Source organism: Paenibacillus sp. FSL L8-0435 (assembly GCF_037965655.1).
Taxonomy (GTDB): domain Bacteria; phylum Bacillota; class Bacilli; order Paenibacillales; family Paenibacillaceae; genus Paenibacillus.
This window is the reverse complement of sequence record NZ_CP150185.1, coordinates 5899365-5923624: the sequence shown is the minus strand read 5'-3', so window position 1 is coordinate 5923624 and position 24260 is coordinate 5899365. Positions and strand designations below refer to the sequence as shown.

Below are 24260 nucleotides of genomic sequence, written 5' to 3'. Positions count from 1 at the left end.
TTGAGATACATGTTCAAGCAGAGTAACTGCTGTCGTACATAACGATTATGTGAAAGAGGAGTGTAACCATGTCATCCCTGGATCCTGTTTTGCTCAGCCGGATACTAACCGGCCTTACCCTGTTTGTACACATAATTTTTGCCTCTATTGGTGTAGGTGTTCCACTTATGATTGCCTTGGCCGAGTGGCGAGGACTCCGAACCAATGATATGCATTACACCTTGCTGGCACGCCGGTGGGCGCGAGGTTTTGTCATCACCGTTGCCGTGGGCGTCGTTACAGGCACCTCAATCGGATTACAGCTCAGTCTGCTGTGGCCGATGTTTATGCGGGTAGCGGGTCAGGCAATCGCCCTGCCGCTGTTCATGGAGACGTTTGCCTTTTTTATAGAGGCGATCTTTCTTGGAATTTACCTCTATACGTGGGATCGTTTCAAAAAGAAATATACGCATATGCTGCTGTTGATTCCGGTAGCTCTCGGCTCATCTGCATCTGCGATCTTCATTACAACGGTGAACTCCTTCATGAACCAGCCTCAGGGATTCACCCTGATTAATGGCATCATGAAGGACATTCATCCGATTGCTGCCATGTTGAATCCGGCAACGCCAACCAAAGTGTCCCATGTACTCGCCTCATCCTACACCTTGAGTGCAGGTATCCTGGCGGGGATAGCCGCCTTCAGTTTGCTTCGGGGACGGGATCATGTGTATTACAAAAAAGCACTGAAACTCACGACGGTATCTGCGCTTGTATTTGCCATCAGTACCGTCATGATTGGCGATTCCTCCGGTAAATTTCTGGCGAAATATCAGCCGGAGAAGCTGGCTGCCGCAGAATGGCATTTCAAGACGATGAAAGAGGCACCGCTCGTCTATGGGGGGATTTTGGATGAGAACAATGAGGTGAAATACGCGATTGAGATTCCCTATGCGCTTAGCATTTTGGCAGGTAATCGTCCCGATACGGAAGTGAAAGGTCTCGAAGAGTATCCTGCGGATCTGAGGCCACCATTGTCTATTCACTATATGTTCGACCTGAAGGTCACAACCGGAGTGATCATCCTGATGATTCCTGTGTTATATGTACTGCGTCGGTGGTTACCAGGGCGCAAGCCATATCCCAAATGGCTGCTGCTCGGCATTGTCTTGCTGGGGCCTCTGGCCATGATTGCCATCGAGCTGGGGTGGATGTTCGCCGAAGTTGGCAGGCAGCCTTGGATCTTACGCGGGTATATGAAGGTGGCGGAAGCAGCCACGACGTCAACTTCGGTTGGATGGATGTTAGTGATGTTCATCTTGCTGTATCTGATCCTGTGTTTCTCGTGCATTCGGGTACTCAGCAAGCTGTTCCGCAACAAGGAAGCAGAGAAGGAACTGGAGTCTCTGGGGCTTGAAGGAGGGATCGTGCATTGAGTTTCGAAATTGCAGGCATCGCAATATTGTGGACGTTTTTGTTCGGTTACCTGATCGTTGCTTCAATTGATTTTGGCGCCGGGTTTTTCAGCTTTTACAGCATATTGACCGGACACGAGAACAAAATTCATAACATCATTCAGCGCTATCTGTCTCCCGTGTGGGAAGTGACGAATGTGTTTTTGATCTTTTTTGTGGTTGGACTGGTCGGATTTTATCCGGATAGCGCCTTTTATTACGGGACAGCTCTGCTGGTGCCGGGTTCCTTGGCCATTGTACTACTTGCAATCCGGGGTGTATATTACGCCTACAATACCTATGGTAACCATGGGCAGAACAGCCGGATCTACATGGCATTGTACGGGGCGACGGGATTGCTGATTCCGGCGGTATTTTCCACCATTTTGGCGATATCCGAAGGCGGGATCATTGAGCAGGTGGGCGATCAGGTGTTTTTTCGCTGGCGTGAATTTTTGACGAATCCCTATACCTGGTCGGTTGTTTTGCTTGCACTGGTCAGTGTGCTGTACATCTCGGCGATGTTTCTATCTTATTATGCGAAGCGGGCAGGGGATGAGCCGGCATATGAGGTGCTTCGAGAGTACGCGCTGCTCTGGAGTTTGCCTACCATTTTTGCAAGTTTTCTGGCTTTTCTGCAGATTAACAAACAGAATCCCGCACACTTTGAGCAGATGGTGAATATTTCGTGGATGTTTATCGCTTCGTTTATTTGTTTTGTCATTGCCGTGTCGCTGGTGTGGAAAAGTAAATATCTGGGTTGGTGTTTTGTCGCTGTCATGCTTCAGTTTGCCTTTGCCTGGTATGGTTACGGGCGATCCCACCTTCCGTACATTCTGTATCCTTACATCAATATTTACGACAGCTTTACGAATCGGACGATGGGGATTGCACTCATTACAGCGTTTAGTCTGGGGCTACTCGTGCTCATACCTTCGCTTGTGCTGATTATGAAGCTGTTCCTGTTTGATGCCAATTATGTGCGCGGTAATTCTGGTAAAAAGAAAGGATGAGTCTGTCTATGCACCCAAACATGTTCTTACTCATGACTCCCTTGCTGGATCCACTATCTACTGATGGAGTCACGGGGATACCCGGTATAACCGGATTGAGCTTTTTTGAGACATTCACTATTATGTACGCCCCTCCACTGATCATAGCGGCTGCTATTGTCTTTCTGTTTGTATATCTGGCCGTATATAAGAACCCAAAGGATTGATTGGTACGTCCATTCCCGTTTGGGGTAATCTCTTGTTAAGAAATGAGGAAGGGAGGAGGGCCCTTTCATGCCGAAAATCCGTTATAACAATATCGATAATGTAAGTACGGACAAAACGCTGAAGGAATTCAAACAATGGAGGGAGCAGCGGCGGAGCAAAGTGAAGGACTACTCCTACACCGTGCCCAAACACCCGCCTGAACTGGATTATCTGCATGCCAACCGGGATGACACAAGTATTACCTGGATTGGTCACTCCACATTTTTCATTCAATATTATGGATTGAACATCGTGACTGACCCGGTGTGGGCCGAAAAAATGGGATTTCAACGAAGGCTCGGTGCCCCCGGCATTCCGATTCAGGATATTCCACCGTTGGATGTCATACTGATATCCCATTCCCACTATGATCATCTGCATCTGGCTTCCTTGCGTAAGCTGATTACAGCCAAGACGTTGCTCATCGTACCCGATGGTCTGAAGCGCAAGATGATTCGCAAAGGATTCCATCGATGCCAGGAGATGAAATGGTGGGATCATATGACTCTTGGCGGAGTCAAAATAACCTTTGTCCCTGCACAGCACTGGACGCGCCGAACGTTGTTTGATACCAATACGTCCCATTGGGGCGGTTATGTATTGGAATCGAACCATCCGGCAACGACTTCAGCAGCGGAAAGTGCTGCAACAATGAGCAATCAGGATGAATTATCCACGGAATCAGGGAAGAACGAAACATCCAAAACATCCGGCGGTCCGCCTGTGTTGTATTTTGTGGGTGACACGGGTTACTTCCAGGGTTTCAAAACGATTGGAGAACGCTTTGACATTGGGGTTACCCTGATGCCCATCGGTGCCTACGATCCGGAGTGGTTCATGACTTCTCAGCATGTGACACCCGAAGAAGCACTGCAGGGGTTCGTTGAATCCGGTTCACAGCTCATGGTGCCCATGCATTACGGCACATTCAAGCTGGCGGATGATACACCCAAGGAAGCGCTGGATCGACTGGAAGTCGAACGTGAACGTTTAGGCATTGGTAAAGAGCGGATTCGGGTGCTTGGTCATGGCGAGACACTCCGCATTCACCACGAGGAAGGTAAACGGGGCTAACAAAAGTGAGCCAAATATGTTAATGTAGGGGTATGCCTGCATGAACAGTACATTTACCAAATCTTTAATAAGTAAAAAGCGGCCAATTTTCGAATTTGCCGCTTTTTTGTGTTATAATATGGTGCCAGAATAGGCATCGGGATATTGAATCCATGATTTACGCAACTTGCTATTCATGCAGTATGCAGATTAACCAATAAAGGATGGTATGCTTAATGATCAGTACAAGCGGCATCACGCTCCGCTACGGAAAACGTGCACTTTTTGAAGATGTAAATATCAAATTCACACCAGGAAACTGTTACGGCCTCATCGGCGCCAATGGAGCCGGTAAATCAACATTCTTGAAAATTTTGTCCGGTGAAATTGAATCAAACTCGGGAGAGGTGCACATCACCCCGGGCGAACGTATGGCCGTTTTGAAGCAAAACCACTTTGAATATGATGAGTATCCGGTTCTCGAAACGGTAATTATGGGTCATAGTCGTCTCTATGCCATTATGAAAGAAAAAGATACGCTGTATGCCAAAGCGGACTTCACGGAAGAAGATGGCCTGCGTGCAGGTGAACTTGAAGGTGAATTTGCCGAGTTGAATGGCTGGGATGCTGAGCCGGATGCAGCGGCACTCCTGATCGGTCTGGGTATCGACCGTGACATGCACGATAAGAAAATGAATGAACTAAGTGGTAACGAAAAAGTTCGTGTCCTGCTTGCACAAGCATTGTTTGGTCGTCCAAACAACCTGTTGCTCGATGAGCCTACCAACCACTTGGATCTCGAATCCATTCAATGGCTTGAGAACTTCCTGATGGACTATGAAGGTACTGTTATTGTGGTATCCCATGACCGTCACTTCCTGAACAAAGTATGTACACACATTGCGGATATCGACTTTGGTAAAATCCAGTTGTACGTAGGTAACTATGACTTCTGGTACGAATCCAGCCAATTGGCACTTGCGTTGCAACGTGATGCCAACAAGAAAAAAGAAGAGAAGATTAAAGAGCTCCAAGCCTTTATTCAACGTTTCTCTGCGAACGCCTCGAAATCGAAACAGGCAACTTCTCGGAAGAAACAACTCGACAAAATCACGCTGGATGACCTTCGTCCATCGAACCGTAAATACCCGTTTATCAACTTCAAACCTGAGCGTGAAGCTGGTAAACAATTGTTGACCGTAGATCGTATCAGCAAATCCATTGATGGTGTAAACATGCTGAATGATATCAGCTTTGTCGTGAACAAAGGGGATAAAATTGCATTTGTTGGCCCGAACGGGAATGCCAAGTCACTCCTGTTTGATATTCTTATGGGTGAAACGGAATTGGATAGCGGCGAATACACTTGGGGTGTAACTACAACTCAAGCTTATTTCCCAAAAGACAACTCCAAATATTTTGACGGTGTAGACATGACTCTTGTGGATTGGCTCCGTCAATATTCCAAAGATCAGGATGAAACGTATCTGCGTGGATTCTTGGGACGTATGTTGTTCTCAGGTGAGGAATCCTTGAAAAAGGCAAGTGTACTCTCCGGGGGCGAGAAAGTTCGCTGTATGTTGGCGAAAATGATGCAGACTGGTGCTAACGCATTGATTCTGGATGAGCCTACGAACCACTTGGATCTCGAATCCATTACAGCGCTGAACAATGGTATGATTGATTTTGACGGCACCATGCTGTTCACATCCCATGACCATCAGTTCATTCAAACCATTGCTAACCGGATTATCGAAATTACGCCGAATGGCATCATTGATCGCCAAATGAGCTATGACGAATATCTGGAAAGTGATGAAATCAAAGAACTGCGCAATAAAATGTATCCGGTAGAAGCTTAAACCAAGCATCATCTACGGCACATTATTATAGGAACACCAAAGAACCGCAAGCCTCTGTGAAGAAGGCTTGCGGTTCTTTTTGTAATTCAATGGGTTTCTGTTCGGCTTTAAGACCTAAGATCCACCAGTACGGCGACGTTGGTTGTTAGGCTTCTTGTTGTTTTGACTCTTCATCGCTTTAGGTCCGCCTTCAAAGTAGGCGCTGGATTGGTTACCGGAATTTGCTTGTTCTTTCTTTTGCGCCAGCTTTTGGCGTATAGCATCCTGCAAACTGACCTTTTTCGGTTCGTTATTTTCGCTCATCGTTATTTCCCTCCCGGTCTTACAGTGAGCCGTCCAGATTGGACGGGATGTACCTATTTTATACGTTTTACAAAAGCCCTACAAGGGCAACCTGATAAAATGCTCAAAACCTTTGGTTTTACCCGGGCCAACATTTTTTCTCATTAACTACAGCCCTGCCGTCTGGCAACTTTTTTTCGGCTTGCCTACAGCAATGCAGCTTGGCAACACTGTTTCTGTAGACCCACACGCTCCACATTTGTTAACATGGAAAAACCGTAATACGAAACGTTAAAGGGGTGTCGCCCGGTTTGAACGCTTATGAAGAAATTCGAAAAGGGGAGCGAGGGGCTTGGGTTAGTATTGCAGCCTATCTCGTCTTGTCCGCTTTTAAGCTGATCTGTGGATATTTATTTGCTTCCAGCGCCTTGCTGGCCGATGGTTTTAATAACCTTACGGATATTGTGGCATCCGTTGCTGTATTGATCGGGCTTCGGATCTCCCAGAAACCACCTGATTCGGATCATGCCTATGGTCATTTTAGAGCGGAGACGGTTGCTGCCTTGGTGGCTTCGTTTATTATGGCTATGGTTGGGCTGCAAGTATTGGTTGAAGCCGTTCGCTCCTGGTATGAAGGAGCCTTTGTTGCTCCAAATCTGTGGGCGGCAGCGGTGGCTGTAGTCTGTGCCGTTGTGATGTTAGGTGTATATCGTTACAATCACCGTCTGGCTAAACAAATTAATAGTCAGGCTCTGATGGCTGCGGCGAAAGATAATCGTTCGGATGCTTGGGTCAGCATAGGCGCTGCAATTGGAATTATAGGTGCGCAGTTCGGACTTCCATGGCTGGATAAAGTAGCTGCCATTGCTGTAGGTCTGTTGATCTGCAAGACAGCTTGGGAGATTTTCCGGGATTCTACACATCGTCTTACGGATGGATTTGACCAGAAGGAACTGACGGATCTCAGATCCTCCGTAGCACGCGTTCCCGGTGTTGAGATGATCAAGGATGTGAAGGCACGTGTGCATGGCAGTCATGTACTTGTGGATGTAGTCATTGAAGTGGACGGAGGCCTAAGCTTGATTGAAGGCCATCAGATCTGTGACCGTGTTGAAGAGCGGTTGAAGCGATCGCATAACATCATGCATGTACATGTTCATGTGGAACCAAAGACGGAAGAAGTCACAAGGAACTCATGAACAGGGAGTGAACATCTTGGAAAATCAAAAGAGGACAGCCGCGATTGTGCGTGCTGTCCTCTTTACTTATCATTAGAACGATTATACGATGTTATTGAATGGCAACGTGGATCCACGCTTTGCCTTTCCACGTGTATACTTGTACCCACTCGCCGCCATCGAATCCATCAACAACTTCACCTGTTGTATCGATGACTTGGGAGCCTAATGCACCGATTGGTTTACCGTTAGGTGCATCATAGAACCAAGTGCGCTCCAGAAGGTTCAGCAACATCGTTGGTGCCAGTACTTCATCGCCTGGTTTTACGAGTGGCTCTTCAAACATTTTGTCATCTGTAGTTGTAGCTGGCGTTTCAGTTGTAGTTGAAGTACCTTCTGCACCTGTAGTGTCTGTTGTTGTGCCTGTTACAGTCTCAGCAGTACCTTCTACTGTTTCTACAGCAGGTTTGTTCACTTCAACAGCTGGAGTTGTTGTGGTCGTTGTCGTTGTTGTAGCTTCTGTTCCTTTTTCCGGATTCACCGTTCCAGTAACCGCTTCCTCAGCACCCGCAGCAGCAGCCATCGAACCCATCAACGTTAAAGCAGCGGCAAAACTTACGATTTTTTTCATTTTGTTTTTCCTCCTCGGTAGGTATGTAAAATGTTGTCCTGATTACAAGTAACCAAGCAAGCACCCTTATGAATCACAAATTATAACAATATTTTCTTACATTCTCCAGTGTCAAGTGGCTTATATGTGGGTATATAGCAAGCCTGTAAATATCATACTTCGGTGGGATAAAACCGGGTTGGCTATCTCAAAAAGGTCCTGATTTTTTGGGATTCATACGAGAGCGGATTGGAATAAAGCAGAAGGGAGTGCAATACATAGTATAGAAAAGTTAAACTATGCCTGAACGCACAAAAGCCAATCGGCTTGGTAGCACGATCGGCTTTTGTATGTATTCGTTTAGTAACACTCAGTCATATCAGAGCCTGAGGTTATCGCATTCGGCTGCGTCCCGTAATCAGGGAGATTACGAACAGTACAACAAAGATGAAGAAGAGTACTTTCGCGATTGAAGCAGCTGCTTCAACAATACCGAAGAATCCAAAAATACCTGCTACCAGTGCAATAATTAGAAATAATACAGACCATTTCAACATAAGTATTCATCCTTTCGTTACTTGATTGTGCAGTGAGTTGTGTTCACCTCACCGCCTTGTGTAGTCTAACTTTAACCGAGTGCTAACCGCTTGAAACATTGGTTTTTTTTCCAAGCGACGGCATATATGAAGGGATATATAATATTGTTTCGTCCGGGAAATCGCCGGGTAACTATAGCAATAACAAACTGATGCACATATGGAAAGAGAGGTTCTTCTATGATCTATCAAATTAGCGTGGCCCTAATTGCAGTGGCATTTGCAGTACTGGTATTCTTTTTAATTCGTACCTTGAAATCCGCTCAGGGTTCTTTGGACAATGTCTCACAGACATTGCAGGAGGTACAGAAAACCATTGATGAACTTAGTTATGAAGTGAAGCAGACGGTAAGACATGCCAATGATATTACGGTGGATGTACAGCACAAAATGAAAAAAATTGATCCTGTTATGGAATCTGTTGAGAATCTGGGTGAAGTGTTGAATGAAGTGACGGCAGCAGCCAAACAAGTCTCCACAACGCTGATGGCGAAATTTCAAACAAAACGTAACAACGCTGAACAGACCAAGCATGCTGAATCGGTTCATGTAACTGCACCGCCTGCTACATCAACGGATCGTACCCTGCAATCCTATGAAGCTACATATAATGGTGAAGCTAAGGGCGGGAAAAACTGGATGAAGTATATTGATCTTGCAGCGAATGTATGGCAACGGATGCGCAAGTAACATGACCGCTTTGTAACCCATGAAGAAGCCTTCAGAGCGGTGATGAACCTGATGAAAGGGTGAGAATCATGATGAAACTACTGCTTGTGATGTTTAGCGTAATTTCTCCCTTTTCCGTTCAACCGGCAGCGGTACCCGCTGCTTACGATATGCAATGGACGGCAATGGAAGAGAAGGCGCCGGAGGTAACTCTGGCTGTTGATCGATCCGAGACTTTCCAGCATTTTCGGACTCTGAATGGCATTTCTCTGGATGACACCATGGATGATTTGTTGGCCAAGAAGGGCCAGCCGGGGCATAAGCAGGAAGATCCTTATCTGGGGTGTCCTGAATATCAATTTCATGATGTGAAGGTTGGCTTGTGTGAAGATACGGATGTCATTCAATATGTGCATATCGATGCATCTGAGAATCACATCATGTTAAACGGAAAGAGAATTGAGATGAATATTGAAGCGATCCATCATGCTCTCGGGAAACCTTATTATGTGGCAGAGGACGGAGAAGTGTTTCTCCGTGGAGACCAGGCTCTGAAAGTATATATGCAGTCAGGCTCTCAGCAGATTGAAGGCATTGATCTTTTTGATGATACAGTTTCCTAGGATTGGTTATTACTAAGTCGTTTCAACCCCATATAGTATGGTTATATACTAAGTAGCTCGATACAGAAGATTAAATCAGAGGAGAGTGGAAACGATGAATTCAACCAATGAGCAAGCTTATGCAAAAGTGGTAGAAAACGGAGTCCAGGCGGTAGAAGCGGTGAAAGAATTGCAGATTACCGGATACCTTGCTGATCAAATCTTTGTTCTCGCCCATGAGAAGGATCGTACAGATCGAATTGCCGATACAGCAGATGCCAAAGAAATTGGCATAAAGGAAGAAGGCGTATTTGATTCCTTGGCGAATCTGTTCCGCTCACGTGGTGACGAACTCCGGGCCAAAATTGTTTCGATGGGCTTTACCGAAGCCGAAGCGGACTTCTACGAGAGTGAACTCGACAAAGGTAAAGTACTCGTTATTGCTAAAAAGAAAGATTAATCCGATATACTTGCAAGTTGAAGTTTGCTGAACATGGACAAGCTTCTGAATCATTTATGTAAAATGCTTAATCAAAAACATAGATAAGGAATGGGGCTTTCCCCATTCCTTATCTATGTTTTTGCAAGTTTGGAAGCGGGATCAGGACGCTGCAAAAACAGGGTAACGAGCGGGGGATTTCCCCTGCGATGGTGCCATTTACTGATAAAGGATGTTCATAAAGTCCGCTTTTGATTACGAAGGATGCCTATCGGCATCATCAGCATCGAATATGGAATTCAGCCGAAATGTCCGTTGCTCACGTAGTTTTCCCTACGCTCCGCTACTCCATTTCTAGCTTTATCCCATCTTCTCGGTGCTGAAAACCGGTCTTTTTGAACACGTATTAATAGAGTTTTTTTGTTTTTACGATTATAGTTATACTAGGAATTATTATGTCTACTGCCGTTTTGTATGCAAAATTTGTATAATCAACGTTCGTTTTAAACTAATAAGAATCGACAAACCCGGACGCCACAGATAAGGAGATATCAATGAGAATACTTATTGTTGACGACAATCCGACGAATGTCATTATCATTCGAGAAATTCTGAAAAAAGAAAACTATCGTGACATTGTAACGGCGAGTTCCGCCATGGAAATGTTTGAAGTGTTGGGAATTGGGGAGGAAAGCAACGAACTTCGTCCAAGACCGTCGGATATTGACCTGATTTTGCTAGATATGATGATGCCCGAGATGGACGGCATCGAAGCCTGCAGTATTGTGCAGAAATTTGAGAATCTGAAGGATATACCGATTATTATGGTGACTGCCATCGGAGACTCCAAGAAACTTGCCGAAGCATTGGATGCAGGTGCATCTGACTATGTGACCAAACCGATTAATAAAGTCGAACTGATGGCCAGAATTCGACTCGCACTTCGTCTGAAACAGGAGAAGGATTGGCATAAAGAGCGTGATCAACGTATTCAGGATGAGCTCAAGTTGGCAGCGATGGTCCAAAATGCTGTTTTAAGTCCGGCAATTAGGGACCCGCTGTTCCAAGTGCATGCCATCTATAAACCATCCTTTGAGCTTGCGGGTGATCTGTATTCTTGGTACCCCCTTGGGGAAGGTCGCTACGGAGTACTGCTGCTCGACATGATGGGACACGGGATATCTTCATCCCTGTTTACCATGTTTATCGCTTCTGTGTTGAAAGATACGGTTACCACTTATGTGGATCCAGAGAAGGTCATTCAGGAGTTGAACCGTCGTTTTAACCAGCTCCATCTGGAAAAACAATTGGTGCAGTATTATTTCACGGCAATTTATCTGGTCGTTGATACACGGATGAAGCGCATTGATTATGTTAATGCAGGGCATCCACCTGCTTTATTTTTCCGAAACGACGGCAGTGTCACCACATTTGACAGCGTCTGCTGTCCTGTTGGTTTATTTGACAAGATGGATATTGAACCACAAACGATCCATTACGAGGGTGACGGGCATATTGCACTCTATACGGATGGATTATTGGAAGCTGTTCAGGGCGGGCAGGAGGAACAACATGAATTCCTGATCGAAAAACTGACCGGCTCACATCAGTGGAATGAAGCTGCCATGCAGGCCATGTTTTTTGATGACGAAATTCCCCAGGAGCGGGATGATGATAAATGTCTGGTCTGGATTACTTTGGATAAAGGGGCGGGGGATGAATGAAGATCAGGAATAAACTGCTGATTGGTTTTACCGCTCTGATGGCTATTTTGATCGTGCTCACGTTTGTGAGTTATGAACGGTTAAACAGCAGTAATAAACAGATAGATCAAATGTATCAGGAACGTTATCTCAAAGTAAGATTCACTTCTGCTGCACGCGGAGAGGTTAATGATATCGCTAAAGTGCTGGCTAACTTGTTATTGAATCCAAACAACTCGACTGCAGCAGCAGACGCTGACCTGAAGGAGATGAAGGATCGAGGCGATCGCAACCTCGTTGAAGTAAGAGACCGAGCAGACAGTGCACCTGAACATCAACTGGTAGATCGTGTCAATACTGCGTGGACCGCTTATACCTCCTATGCAACGAGACAGATTAGCCTGATGTCCCAAAGCAGGGTAGAAGATGCGAATAACTACCGCAATTCAACAGGACTTGCGGTGCAAAAAGAAGCTGTGGATAGTTTGAATGCTCTGTCCCGTTATCAGGACCAAGAGATTGATGCCGAGATCAAGAACGCTAATGCAGCGTATACGAGAGCCGTACAGATCACGATAAGTATCATGATTGCAGGGTTGTTGCTTGCATTGGGTATCATTATGTGGGTACTGCCGAGTATTACACGGGGTCTGAACACTGTATCTATGATGATTACCAGCTTTGGTAAAGGGCGTTACCGAACCATTCGGCGCATTCAGGTCAAATCCAAGGATGAGATTGGTCAGATTGCCAGTGTGTTCAAAGATGTATCCAATGATCTGGAAGAAAAACTGGAAATCGAGAGGGCTTATGTACAGGCTCAGCAGGATCAAAACTGGATGAGTTCAAACATCGCAAGAGTCCCGGAGCTGCTTCGGGGGATTGGCTCCATTCGCCAAATTTCACAGATGTTTATCAGTGAGTTCACACCTGTGCTTGGCGCTCAGTTGGGTGTCGTCTATCTGATCGATGAGGAGAAACATCCCGACGAACTGAGACGCTACGGTGCATACGCTTTTGAAGAGAACGAAGATGTTGGTAAGGAAATGTATCGCATCGGTGAAGGCCTGATTGGTCAAGCCGCGCTGGATATGACACCGATTATTCTGGAAAATACGCCTGAAGATTACGTGCATATTGGTTCAGCTTCAGGCTCAACACGTGCTGCAGGTATCATGATCTATCCTGTCGTGTTTGAAGATGAACTGATTGGTGTAGTTGAAGTGGCTTCCTTTGAAGGTTTCAATGAACTTCACAAGCAGTTGTTCACACAACTGATTATGAACCTGGGCGTAATTTTGAACAACGTTCGACGTCGTTTGCGTGTGGAGGAGCTGCTGCGTGAATCCCAGGCACTGACTGAGGAACTGCAGGTTCAATCGGAAGAATTGCAGACACAGCAAGAAGAACTTCGTCGTTCCAATGAGAATCTGGAGGAGCAGACAGAGGCGCTTAAACGTTCCGAGGAATTGCTGCAGCGTCAGCAGGAAGAACTGGAGCATTTCAATACGGAGCTCATCGCGAAGACGCGGGCGCTTGAAGAACAGGTACGTGAAGTTGAAGAGAAGAATGACGAAATTGAGAAAACGAAGACACAGTTGGAACAGCAAGCTACACAGCTGTCGATGACAAGTAAGTACAAGTCCGAATTTTTAGCGAATATGTCACATGAACTCCGTACACCATTGAACAGTCTGCTCATTTTGTCCCAGTTATTGTCAGAGAACAAGGGTGGAAATCTGACTGACAAACAGCAGGAATATGCGCAAACCATCTACATGTCGGGCGCGGATCTGCTGAAGATGATTGATGAGATTCTGGATCTGTCCAAGGTGGACGCAGGCAAGATGGATATCAATTATGAGACAGTTCGAATGGAAGAACTGACCAGCTTTGTTCAGCAGAACTTTGGACCGATGGCGAATAAAAAGGAACTGAACTTGAATATCGATTTCGACAGCGATCTACCGGAATGGGTGTACACCGACAGTCATCGCGTGAAACAGATTTTACGGAATTTGTTGTCGAACGCATTTAAGTTTACCAATCGAGGTTCGGTTAGTCTGATTGGACGACGGATGAAACCGGAAGAACTGCCGGGTTATATGAACACCAATCAGGAATATCTCGGATTCAGTGTGAAAGATACGGGCATTGGCATTCCATCGGACAAGACGGATCTGATCTTTGAAGCGTTCCAGCAAGTAGACGGGACCACAAGTCGGAAATACGGTGGAACTGGCCTGGGATTGTCCATTAGCAGGGAACTGGCACGTTTGCTTGGTGGCGCAATCCAGGTGGAATCATCCGAAGGGGAAGGTAGCTGCTTTACCTTGTACCTGCCGGATAATCATGAGGAGGAAGCCTTGGCAGAGGAAGGTGCTTCAAGAGAAGCGGCTGTTTCCTCAGAGGAACTTTATGAACAGTCCATCGAAGCACGGACCATGTTTTCAAGTCATCAGTCCATTCTCTCTCCTGATCCGGAGCGTAGCGTGGGTACAGATCTGTCTCCTACCCATACTCCAGATGTCACACAGATCGAAGATGATCGGGAGAATATCATGGAAAGTGACAAAATCCTCCTCATCATTGAGGATGATGTGAACTTTGCACATATTTTGATGGATATGGCGAGAGGAAGAGGCTTCAAAGCACTTGTTGCCCTTCAAGGTGATAAAGGACTTGAAATGGGACGTCAATATCTGCCGGATGCCATTATCCTGGATATTCAATTGCCGGTGATGGATGGTTGGACCATTCTGGGCGAGCTGAAGAGCAGTTCGGCAACACGCCACATTCCGGTTCATGTGATTTCAGTCATTGATGATATGAAGCAAGGTCTGATGATGGGCGCCATTGCGTATCTGAAAAAACCTTCGAGCAAGGATTCACTGGATAAAGCATTCTCGCATATCAAATCATATACCGAGAATCAATTGAAACGACTGTTGATCGTCGAAGATGATGAAATTCAGCGTAAAGCCATTATTGAATTGATTGGTCATGATGATGTTGCAATCACCGCTGTATCGACAGGTAGTGAGGCTTTGAATGAATTACACAGCCAGCGTTATGACTGTATGGTACTTGATCTGATGTTAACGGATATGACCGGGTTTGAGTTGCTTGACCAGATTCGTGATGATGAATATCTGAACGATCTGCCGATTATAATTTATACAGGCAAAGAACTGGATTCCAAGGAAGAAATGAAGCTGCGCAAATATGCGGAATCCATCATTATCAAAGATGTGAAGTCACCGGAACGTTTGCTGGATGAAACCACACTGTTCCTGCATCGGGTAGAAGCCAATTTGCCGGAAGACAAGCGTCGAATCTTGCAGAAACTACACAACAAGGAAACGTTGTTTGAAGGCAAGAAAATATTGCTTGTAGATGACGATATTCGTAACGTATTTGCCCTTTCAAGTGTTCTTGAAGGCTATCGGATGGATGTGACGTTTGCTGAGAACGGACGAGAGGCTTTGGAGATTTTGGACAAAAATCCGGAGTTTGATCTGGTACTGATGGATATGATGATGCCAGAGATGGACGGTTATGAAGCGATGACACGAATCAGACAGATCCCGCAGTTTGAAAAGTTGCCGATTATTGCGCTTACGGCCAAAGCCATGAAAGAGGATCGCGGCAAATGTATTGAGGCCGGAGCATCTGATTATGTGAAAAAACCGATCCAGACAGATCAATTGTTATCCTTAATGCGCGTTTGGCTGTATTCGTAAGTTCATTATTCGTATGTTCATTGTTTGGGTAATGAAAGACAATACAACGAATACGCAAGTAACAAATGAAGAAGTGGAGAGAACTTATGACACCGTGGGAACCTACCGAGACGGGGGCAGATTTGGTCCGTATGCCGCAAGATGAAGAGCGCGAGCTGATCGAGATTGAGTTGCTGCTGGAAGGCATGCACCGTTTATATGGATATGATTTTAGAAACTATGCACTGCCATCCCTGAAACGAAGAATCTGGCATCATGCACATGCTGAAGGTGTTAAGAGCATATCCGGCTTACAGGAACGTGTTCTTCATGACCGTTCCGCGTTTGACCGTTTTGTACAGAACTTATCCATCCCTGTAACGGAAATGTTTCGAGATCCTTCGCTTTTCCGAATGTTTCGGGAACAGATTGTTCCTATCCTGAGAACCTACCCGTATATCCGAATATGGCATGCGGGATGCTCTACGGGAGAGGAAGTTTATTCCATGGCCATCATGTTGCATGAGGAAGGACTGTATGACAAGGCGAGAATCTACGCAACGGATATGAATGATCGCTCTTTGCAACAGGCCAAAGAAGGCGTATACGGTATTGAAAAAATGAAACTATTTACTACAAATTATTTGGAGGCAGGGGGTACCAGAGCCTTCTCCGAGTACTATACAGCGAAATACAATTCGGTGATATTTCATCCTTTTCTACGGAAGAACATCATTTTCGCCGAGCACAACCTGGCAACAGATCGGTCATTTAACGAGTTCAATGTTATCTTTTGCCGTAATGTCATGATTTATTTTAATGATGAACTGCGGAACCATGTGCATGGGCTGTTTCATGAGAGCTTGAGCCACTTTGGTATTCTGGTTCTGGGGTCGAAAGAATCGATACATTTTACAGAGTTCAGTGATACCTATGAGCCGTTAGACCGGACCGAAAAAATATACCGGAAGATCAAATAGGGGGTTAGGGTTAGCCATGGGGCTCAATGAACCAATCCACATATTATTGGTAGATGACCGCCCTGAGAACTTGCTTGCTCTTGAAGCAGTTCTGGAATCGGAACAATATAAACTCGTTAAGGCAACTTCCGGAGAAGAGGCACTCCGCTGTCTGCTAAAAGACGAATTTGCGGTTATCGTTCTCGATGTGCAGATGCCTGGAATGGACGGAATTGAGACAGCAAAGTTAATTAAGGCACGGGACAAGTCCAAGGATGTGCCGATTATATTCATCTCTGCCAATAGCAGAGAAGCGGAGCACTTGTTTGCCGGATATTCAGCCGGGGCCATTGATTACATGGTTAAACCATTTATTCCTCAGATTTTGAAATCCAAAATCGAGGGCTTTGTGGAGATGTTTATCACCAATAAACGTTTGAAGACACAGACCATGCTTCTTCACCAGAAGACACAGGAACTGGAGAAGATGAACCAACAACTCATTCAGGCCAAGGAAGAAGCAGAAATTGCAGCCAATGCAAAGACCGAGTTCCTGGCAATGATGAGTCATGAGATTCGTACACCGATGAACGGAGTTATCGGCATGGTTGATCTGCTGATGGAAACGGAACTGAGGGAAGATCAGAAGGAATATGCAGATATCGTTCGTCGCAGCGCAGATGCACTTGTCACGGTAATCAACGACATTCTTGATTTTACCAAGATGGAATCCGGCAAAATGGAACTTGAAGAGCATCCTTTTGAAATTGTCTCCTGTATTCGGGAAGTGCTGGGATTGTTTGCTGCAGAAGCAGGCAAAAAGAATCTGGAACTGGATTATTTCCTGGAAGATTCTGTCCCTGAATTAATCTATGGAGACATGGCAAGGCTCCGTCAGGTTCTCTTGAATCTTATTGCAAATGCGATCAAATTTACCGATCAGGGTGGAGTGTATCTGATCGTGTCGGTTAAGGAAGAAAAGGATGGACAAATGGCATTGGAGTTTGCCGTTAAAGACACTGGGATAGGTATCGCTTCAGACAAAGTGGATCGCCTGTTCCAGCCGTTTTCCCAGTTGGATACATCCATGACACGTAAATACGGTGGAACTGGCTTAGGACTGGCAATATGCAAGACTCTGGTTGAAATGATGGGTGGACAGATCTACCTGGATACAACAGAGCAACGGGGAGCGACGTTTGTATTCACAATTCAGGCGAAACGTTATGTAGAAACTGAACTGGTCCAGAGGAACGGGGAAGAGAAACCAACGGATGTGAAAAATGAGAATAAATATCCTACGGTATTAATCGTGGATGATCATCCTATTAACCAGAAGTTGATGGCGATTATGCTCGGTAAGCTTGGGTTGCTCTCAGACATTGCTGAAGATGGGCAGAGCGCACTCGATATGGTAAACGGCAGCCGTTATCCCTATGACTATGTGTTTATGGATCTGCAGATGCCTGTTATGGACGGTTTGGAATGTACACGACGGATTCGAGAGAGCCTGCCCCAGTCCAATCAGCCAATCATTATAGCGATGACTGCTAACGTGATGGAAGGTATTCAGCAACGCTGTATTGCTGCCGGCATGGATGATTATATTAGTAAACCGGTGAAAATGGGCAATGTAAAACAAAAAATAGCCCAGTTTCAGAAACAACGACAAATGTTAGACCCAGGTCCCTCAGCCATGAATCAGGCCAATTGAAACATTTTCCAAACTCCTTTCTGTTTCACTTGTGCTGAAGTTGGGTTATTAGGTAAGGAAACCATTGATCAGGAGAGAGATGTCTAATGAATACAAATAAAAATGAAAAATTCAATGCAAGAACTGAAACTCAGGACGGCGTGTGCACGGTGTATCTGACTGGCGAACTGGATTTGTCGGTTGCTCCTGACTTCCGCTTGGTGATGGAGCCGCTCGTGGATAACAAGGAACAGGATCTTGTGATTAACATGAAAGAATTGAAGTATATCGACAGTACAGGGATTGGTATCCTGTTATCTGTTCTGAAGGCAAGACATGGAATGGAAGCTCGCTTTGAAGTACAGGAAGTTCCTGCGCAGATTCAGAAACTTTTTGACATGACGGGCATCGCCAAATTCTTTGTCACACAGAAGAATTCCCAATAGGAAAGGATCGAAAAAGGAATGAATGCAGAAGTTCAAAGAGTCACCCTTAATTTACCGGCGACAGCTGATTACGTTGATATTGTAAGACTTAATCTTTATGGAGTAGCATCCAAAATGGGATTTTCTTATGAAGACATTGAGGATATGAAAGTTGCTGTATCCGAGGCCTGTAATAACTCTGTACTGTATGCCTACTCACACGAAGGTGGCATGGTTGAAGTTGTATTCGAAGTGGAAGGCGAAACATTGTCCATTACTGTCAAGGACGAAGGTGCCAGCTTCGAGAACATGAATCCTGCTGTGTCACGTGCTGGTCTTCACGACAAAGAACTGACAGAAGCACAGATTGGCGGACTTGGGTTCTACCTGATGCAAGCCTTGATGGACGATGTCAGTGTGGAAAGTGAGACGGGCAAAGGTACGAAAGTAGTACTCGTAAAACGTCTTGCAAGAAGTGAGGAGAAAGTATGAATGAAAAAGTGACTCCCCCAGAGTCCATGTCTGAAGCTATAGGTTTGATCTGGGAATACCAGCAGACCCAAGATAATGAAATTGCAACAGTTCTCATCCGTAAATATGAACCAATGGTTAAGATGGCAGCAGGTAAAATCGCTCGGAATCGCCCCGATCTATACGAAGATTTGTATCAGACCGGGCAGATGGCCTTGATTCGATTGCTTAAGCAATACGATATCAACCTAGGTATTCCGTTTGAACCTTATGCCATGAAGAGTATGATCGGTCATATGAAGAACTACTTGCGTGACAAATCCTGGTATATTCAGGTGCCCCGGAGGATTAAGGAAAAGGGAGCCCTTGTGCAACATGCCATTGATGAGTTAACCGTCAAGTTGGAGCGCTCACCCGGTGTGAACGAAATTGCTGAATACCTTGATTTGACTGCAGAAGAGACGATTGAAGTTCTGGCTGGTCGGGAATGTTACCATTATGTATCACTGGATTCTCCTTTATCTCAGGATGACAGTGCAGCAACATTGGGAGAACTGATCAGTGCAGATGTTAATGACTATGATTCGGTCGAAAAACGGATGGACTTGCAACAGGCATTGGGACAATTGAAGGAACAAGAGCAGCAGGTACTTATTCTAGCATTCCAGGATGGGCAATCTCAGCGGGCAATTGCCCAGAAGCTTGGCGTTTCACAGATGAGTGTATCTCGGATTCAGAAGCGAGCTACAGAGAAATTGAAACAGATCATGTCTAATGCTTCAATGTTATGAAAAATGGAACCCAAATGTTTTTGAGTACGGCATAGAGAAGGACACGTAATTCCATTGGAATACATACGTGTCCTTTTTGGGATTAAAAAGGTTGTATGCAATAAACATATGTGCAGGAGTGGATATTGTGATTGTGAACCAAATCAAGCTGGAAGCTCGTCGCGACAAGTTATCTTGCTCAGACCATTGGCAATGGTGGGATTGGGTTGCACCTGATACGGATAGCATGAAAAATGCCTTGGAGGAGCTGACAGAGTCATTTCCCGATATGCAGTATTGGCTCGATAAAATTCCGGAAGTGGAATCGAATTATCTATCCGTCCGTTTCGTGAATGGTACTGAGCCCGTCATATTTGGCTCCTTGTTGTACGCGATTAAGAATGAGAGAGATGACAAAAGAAAAGATAATCAGATGTTCTTTTATGTCGATCGCACCAACCTGGTTACCTTGAATATGGATGAAAATACAAGAGGTATTATGAAGACAGATGAACGTGCAAATATGTTGCAACAATGTACAGTGGCGAGGGATGGCATGTTCGTACTTTTTCGAGCAATACTGCATTACTATCATGTGGGTATGGATCACTTTGAGGTGAACCTGCGTGATCTGGAACGGAAGATGGAGTCTCGTAATGCACGTACCTTGATGGACCAGATTCTCGCTGCCAGATTTGAATTGTTATACTGGAGCAATCTGTTTATCCCGTACTCGGAACTCATGGCCGCTGCCCATGAAGCCTACCTGAGTGAGATGAAAGACAATCGCTTCTTTCTACAGCTTCAATATCGTGTGGAACGTATGGAGCGTCTGTTCAATCATTACGAGAAAGAGATCGATACGTTGATTTCCATTGATAATGCGATCTCAGGAGTTCGTGGGAATGAGATTATGAAGACGCTAACCATAGTTACCGCTGTGTTCATACCTGCCACGGCAGCTGGCGCGATATGGGGGATGAACTTTGAGAACCTGCCCTTTATCGACAAATCATGGGGAGTTGTACTGGTCCTTGTCGTTATTATCTTAAGCATGATCAGCATGTATGTATGGCTGATGATGAAAGGATGGACAGGAGACCTGCTCAAAGTGAAGTCTTCACAGCCTTCGGCTGAAGAGATCGAGAAAAAAGCAACTGAAACGCGTAGGGGATAGCCTATTGGCTAGTCCTCTTAGTTTTTGTAATCTTCAATGTAACCCAGTAAATCAGCAATGTATTGTCCAACAATCGGCATATTGACGAATTGACTTAGAATGAACGCCAGCAAACCCAGAACAACAAAGGTACCTACAGTTAGGCCGAGTCCTCTTGCCATTCCTGCTGTAAAGTTAGTAATGATCCGCTTCTTGGGACTGCTGTAATTCTCAATAATATCCTTGATCTGTGCTCTCTCCAGACTGTCCGCAATCTGGTCCAGACGGGTGTTCAATCGTTTTACCTCATGACGCAATTCAAAAGGATGCTCGCTTGTATCATACTGCTGTGTCGGTGTTCCTCCCGTAATTGGAGTATTACCATTGATTGTAACTTTACTCATATTATTCGTCCTCCTCAACTCGCATTGGATAAAAAATAGCCAGCTGAAGTGCAGCTGGCTATTGGTCTCTCGATCTGTATCGCCTTACAGGCTGGTCGAGTTAAGTTCTTTACGTGCATCTTCCTTCGCTTCAACGGAAGCGGCAGCCACTTCATCAGATGCACGGGATGCTTCGTTAGCCACATCAGCGGACGCTTTTCTCACAGAGTCCATTACATCATTGCGGCCTTGATTTACCGTTTTTGCAATGTCGGAAGTTTTGGAAGAGACCGTTTTAGCCAGTTCAGTTGCTTTGTCACTTACAACAGTTGCCACTTCTTTGGTGCGGTCAGTAACGATGCCCACTTTCTCGGAAAGGTCACCACGCAATTCACGTCCCGGTTTAGGCGCAAAGAGTAGTGCTGCTGCAGCTCCCAGCAAACCCCCGATGAAAATACCTTTTGCGAAAGTTGAACCCGTCTGTACAGGATATTGCTCTTCTGCTTTATTCATGTCTAATCACTCCTTCTTCAATTTAAGAAACAAATACGAAACAACGAACACCTTGTTGCCCGAATCAGGCAGCCTGTCTTAGCAGTCTGGACACAAGCCCCAGCAAGAAAACAAAGAGCGCTGTACCAATGATGGCAGGGATGATGGCAAAGTTACCGATAACTGGTCCCCAGTTACCAAGCAAAAGTGCTCCCAGCCAAGCTCCGGCAAATCCGGCAATCATTGCACCGATTATGCCTCCAGGCATGTTGTGACCGGCAAGTGCATCTCCGATCAAACCGATGATGACGGCCATCACAATGCTGATAATGATGCCCCACATAACAACCGCCTCCTTTAAACTTGATGTAGGATGTTGTCTGTTCGCGTTTGCTTACTTCGTATATAAACCCCGTGCAACCCTGTGAAACAATAAAGATCAGGATGAATGAACTGGAAATCAGAGGAATTCATTCTTTAGCGGCTTTGTTTAATGCCTTTAACCATGCAGAAGATCCATGCCAATCCAGCAGTAAATCCAGTAAATACATCGGTAGGATAATGAACGCCCAACATGATCCGGCTGAGACCAATCAAGAAAATAAAACTGATACCACATAGAACAGGAAGCCACACACTAGAAGAGTTATGTCGCTGTCGTTCAATGGCCCAGATTACAAAGAGCATGCCGTAGAAGCCCATGGAGATCATGGCATGTCCGCTGGGAAAGCTGTACCCGTGAACGACCAGCAGATGATCCAGTTCCGGTCTGCTTCGTCTGAAAAATTCCTTCAATAACGTGTTCAGAACCCACATCATGGCAAAACTCCCTGTGAGCGCATATCCATATATAACAAACCTTGGACTGCGTTGTATGAAGAAAAGAAGAGCAAAACCTCCTGCAGCCACAGCAGAGATTTTGAATGAGCCCAGTGCGGTTATGAATGCAGTGTAAGGGAACAGATGAAGACGTGAATTTGAATTCAGATAAAATAATTGCTGAATTTGATCATCCAGACGAATAATAACATCAGCACCCAACCAGGCACCCAGACCTGCCAGAATGAATACGACCGATGCGCTGAGGGCCAGACCAGCCAGACCCCAGTTGAGGAGTGGACGTAATAACGTACCGGAAGTTGAACTGAATGAGGCTGATGAATACGTTTTGCGCGGCATAATGAGTTTCTCCTTCAGTTATGGTAGTAGATGAACATAGATGATAAAGCTATACCCGAAATGCCTGTCGAAAAAACTGTAAAAACGTCGCTTTTGTACTATACTATTTAAGATATCCCATGCGGCGTCGTGACGCAAAGCAGAGATGAAATCGGGAGCACAAAGGAGAGAACTCGCATGGAGAGTGCCTTGTTAATTAAAGAATACCGTGCAGGCGTTATGGAATGCGCCCATTACGGACACATAAGTATTACGGATGAGTATGGCCGAATCGTATACTCGGCTGGTGACCCTCATTTTAGAGCGTTCACTCGCTCATCTGCGAAACCTTTTCAAGCCATTCCAGGTATTCGGGCAGGAATTGCCAGTCACTATGGCCTATCAGCACAGGAGATTGCCATTATGTCCTCCTCGCATCGTTCGGAACCGGAACACATTCGGGTGCTGGAGCAGTTATCCGGTAAGATCGGATTGGGAGAAGAATGCCTGATCTGTGCACCAAGCTATCCGCTTAATGAAGAAAGCCGTAATCAATGGTTACGTGCACAAGGAGAGAAACGGCGCATCTTGCACAACTGCTCCGGAAAACATCTGGGAATTCTGGGGTACAGTCAGATGAAGCAGGTTGATCTGGGCAGTTACGCTGAACCGGATCATCCGGTACAACGTGAAATTCTTGAAACCTTTGCCGACCTGGCAGGTATTGAGGAAAAAGAGATTGAGCTTGGGACGGATGGCTGCGGCTTTCCGGTATTTTCTTTGCCGTTGTCGGCATTGTCGAACGCTTATCTGAAGCTCGCTTGTCCGGATCTTATTGCTGATCCTTCCACAAGAACAGCTGTAGAGACCATAACATCAGCTATGAATGAACATCCGTTGATGGTAGGTGGCACGGAGCGTGTAGATTCAGTGTTGCTGGAAGACAATAACATTGTAGCGAAGGGTGGGTTCAAGGGGGTATTCGGATTTGGTCTGAAAAAAGAAAGACTGGGAATCACCTTCAAGGTGCTTGATGGTTCCGAGGAAGAGTGGGCTTTCATTACCCAATCCATCCTGAAACAGATTGGTTATTCCAATGAGAGAACCATTGCACGATTGGCTGAAGTGTTCCCTTCGGACATCCGAAATGATGCGGGTACCCTTGTAGGTCATGCAGATAGTGAGTTCATTCTCCACTCACTTGAAGATAGCGTATAACCTTAAGAAGGGGCGTGATTAGAGTTGCCGGACCCCGGGTAAAGATGACATACCAACTGGTATTCATCTATACAATTCATATACACGCATGGACTGCCGCGGTAATGTGGCAGCTCTAAACCCTTGG

General features: G+C 45.5%; 24 protein-coding genes. 17 read left to right on the top strand and 7 right to left on the bottom strand.

Features of this window, described 5'->3' with window-relative positions; genetic code table 11:
* Positions 1-68 precede the first annotated feature (68 nt).
* The 4 genes from NST33_RS26490 to NST33_RS26475 all read left to right on the top strand — a co-directional run bounded on the left by NST33_RS26490 (position 69) and on the right by NST33_RS26475 (position 5607).
* The gene (locus NST33_RS26490) at positions 69-1415 is read left to right on the top strand and encodes a cytochrome ubiquinol oxidase subunit I (protein WP_339305644.1); all 1347 of its coding nucleotides are present in this window, start codon (positions 69-71) and stop codon (positions 1413-1415) included.
* The gene (locus NST33_RS26485) at positions 1412-2446 is read left to right on the top strand and encodes a cytochrome d ubiquinol oxidase subunit II (RefSeq protein ID WP_076212671.1); all 1035 of its coding nucleotides are present in this window, start codon (positions 1412-1414) and stop codon (positions 2444-2446) included. The genes NST33_RS26490 and NST33_RS26485 overlap by 4 nt, the downstream gene beginning before the upstream one ends.
* Positions 2447-2719: 273 nt before the next feature.
* The gene (locus NST33_RS26480; protein ID WP_339305642.1) at positions 2720-3766 is read left to right on the top strand and encodes an MBL fold metallo-hydrolase; all 1047 of its coding nucleotides are present in this window, start codon (positions 2720-2722) and stop codon (positions 3764-3766) included.
* A gap of 215 nt (positions 3767-3981) precedes the next feature.
* Entirely contained in the window at positions 3982-5607 is a 1626-nt protein-coding gene (locus NST33_RS26475; RefSeq protein WP_062836460.1) for an ATP-binding cassette domain-containing protein, read from the top strand.
* A 114-nt stretch (positions 5608-5721) separates the two neighbouring features.
* Here NST33_RS26475 and NST33_RS26470 read toward each other — a convergent pair whose 3' ends face one another.
* The gene (locus NST33_RS26470; protein WP_017692261.1) at positions 5722-5910 is read right to left on the bottom strand and encodes a hypothetical protein; all 189 of its coding nucleotides are present in this window, start codon (positions 5908-5910) and stop codon (positions 5722-5724) included.
* A gap of 290 nt (positions 5911-6200) precedes the next feature.
* On the opposite strand from NST33_RS26470, the gene NST33_RS26465 reads away from it, so the two are divergent.
* Positions 6201-7088: a cation diffusion facilitator family transporter gene (locus tag NST33_RS26465; RefSeq protein WP_237178240.1), complete on the top strand. Its 888-nt coding sequence runs from the start codon at positions 6201-6203 to the stop codon at positions 7086-7088.
* Positions 7089-7179: 91 nt separating this feature from the next.
* Here NST33_RS26465 and NST33_RS26460 read toward each other — a convergent pair whose 3' ends face one another.
* Positions 7180-7698 (bottom strand): hypothetical protein, encoded by a 519-nt coding sequence (locus NST33_RS26460; protein WP_339179422.1) that lies wholly within the window; start codon positions 7696-7698, stop codon positions 7180-7182.
* 371 nt (positions 7699-8069) lie between these two features.
* On the bottom strand, positions 8070-8234 hold the full coding sequence (locus tag NST33_RS26455) for a DUF1328 domain-containing protein (protein WP_017692264.1): 165 nt from the start codon (positions 8232-8234) through the stop codon (positions 8070-8072).
* A gap of 219 nt (positions 8235-8453) precedes the next feature.
* Between NST33_RS26455 and NST33_RS26450 the strand changes: the two genes are divergently transcribed.
* The 11 genes from NST33_RS26450 to NST33_RS26400 all read left to right on the top strand — a co-directional run bounded on the left by NST33_RS26450 (position 8454) and on the right by NST33_RS26400 (position 20903).
* Positions 8454-8963 (top strand): DUF948 domain-containing protein, encoded by a 510-nt coding sequence (locus NST33_RS26450; protein ID WP_076212664.1) that lies wholly within the window; start codon positions 8454-8456, stop codon positions 8961-8963.
* Between the two features lie 68 nt (positions 8964-9031).
* On the top strand, positions 9032-9565 hold the full coding sequence (locus NST33_RS26445) for a hypothetical protein (RefSeq protein WP_339305639.1): 534 nt from the start codon (positions 9032-9034) through the stop codon (positions 9563-9565).
* A 94-nt stretch (positions 9566-9659) separates the two neighbouring features.
* Positions 9660-10004, top strand: a complete 345-nt coding sequence (locus tag NST33_RS26440; protein WP_017692267.1) for a general stress protein — start codon at positions 9660-9662, stop codon at positions 10002-10004.
* Between the two features lie 533 nt (positions 10005-10537).
* A complete protein-coding gene (locus NST33_RS26435; RefSeq protein ID WP_047841574.1) occupies positions 10538-11707 on the top strand; it encodes a fused response regulator/phosphatase in 1170 nt (389 codons plus the stop codon).
* Complete coding sequence (locus NST33_RS26430) at positions 11704-15429, top strand: response regulator (RefSeq protein WP_339305637.1); 3726 nt, start codon at positions 11704-11706, stop codon at positions 15427-15429. Before NST33_RS26435 ends, NST33_RS26430 begins: the two co-directional genes overlap by 4 nt.
* An 86-nt stretch (positions 15430-15515) precedes the next feature.
* A complete protein-coding gene (locus NST33_RS26425) occupies positions 15516-16388 on the top strand; it encodes a protein-glutamate O-methyltransferase CheR (protein WP_339305635.1) in 873 nt (290 codons plus the stop codon).
* A gap of 16 nt (positions 16389-16404) precedes the next feature.
* Positions 16405-18081 (top strand): response regulator, encoded by a 1677-nt coding sequence (locus NST33_RS26420; protein ID WP_339305633.1) that lies wholly within the window; start codon positions 16405-16407, stop codon positions 18079-18081.
* An 86-nt stretch (positions 18082-18167) separates the two neighbouring features.
* Positions 18168-18506 (top strand): STAS domain-containing protein, encoded by a 339-nt coding sequence (locus NST33_RS26415; RefSeq protein WP_036606989.1) that lies wholly within the window; start codon positions 18168-18170, stop codon positions 18504-18506.
* A gap of 18 nt (positions 18507-18524) precedes the next feature.
* Positions 18525-18977 (top strand): anti-sigma B factor RsbW, encoded by a 453-nt coding sequence (rsbW, locus tag NST33_RS26410; RefSeq protein WP_076212654.1) that lies wholly within the window; start codon positions 18525-18527, stop codon positions 18975-18977.
* Positions 18974-19747 carry a sigma-70 family RNA polymerase sigma factor gene (locus NST33_RS26405; RefSeq protein ID WP_047841571.1) on the top strand — a complete coding sequence of 258 codons (774 nt, stop codon included), beginning with the start codon at positions 18974-18976 and terminating at the stop codon, positions 19745-19747. The genes rsbW and NST33_RS26405 overlap by 4 nt, the downstream gene beginning before the upstream one ends.
* A gap of 127 nt (positions 19748-19874) precedes the next feature.
* Positions 19875-20903: a magnesium transporter CorA family protein gene (locus tag NST33_RS26400; protein WP_339305630.1), complete on the top strand. Its 1029-nt coding sequence runs from the start codon at positions 19875-19877 to the stop codon at positions 20901-20903.
* A gap of 17 nt (positions 20904-20920) precedes the next feature.
* Here the strand turns inward: NST33_RS26400 and NST33_RS26395 are convergent, their stop codons facing one another.
* The 4 genes from NST33_RS26395 to NST33_RS26380 form a co-directional block, all read right to left on the bottom strand.
* The gene (locus NST33_RS26395; RefSeq protein ID WP_237178247.1) at positions 20921-21286 is read right to left on the bottom strand and encodes a DUF5665 domain-containing protein; all 366 of its coding nucleotides are present in this window, start codon (positions 21284-21286) and stop codon (positions 20921-20923) included.
* Positions 21287-21370: 84 nt separating this feature from the next.
* The gene (locus NST33_RS26390; RefSeq protein WP_076212649.1) at positions 21371-21778 is read right to left on the bottom strand and encodes a YtxH domain-containing protein; all 408 of its coding nucleotides are present in this window, start codon (positions 21776-21778) and stop codon (positions 21371-21373) included.
* A gap of 64 nt (positions 21779-21842) precedes the next feature.
* Positions 21843-22100 carry a GlsB/YeaQ/YmgE family stress response membrane protein gene (locus tag NST33_RS26385; RefSeq protein WP_017692278.1) on the bottom strand — a complete coding sequence of 86 codons (258 nt, stop codon included), beginning with the start codon at positions 22098-22100 and terminating at the stop codon, positions 21843-21845.
* Positions 22101-22234: 134 nt separating this feature from the next.
* A complete protein-coding gene (locus NST33_RS26380; RefSeq protein ID WP_237178248.1) occupies positions 22235-22936 on the bottom strand; it encodes a phosphatase PAP2 family protein in 702 nt (233 codons plus the stop codon).
* A gap of 177 nt (positions 22937-23113) precedes the next feature.
* Here NST33_RS26380 and NST33_RS26375 point away from each other — a divergent pair, with 177 nt between their 5' ends.
* On the top strand, positions 23114-24133 hold the full coding sequence (locus NST33_RS26375; protein WP_237178249.1) for an asparaginase: 1020 nt from the start codon (positions 23114-23116) through the stop codon (positions 24131-24133).
* Positions 24134-24260 lie beyond the last annotated feature (127 nt).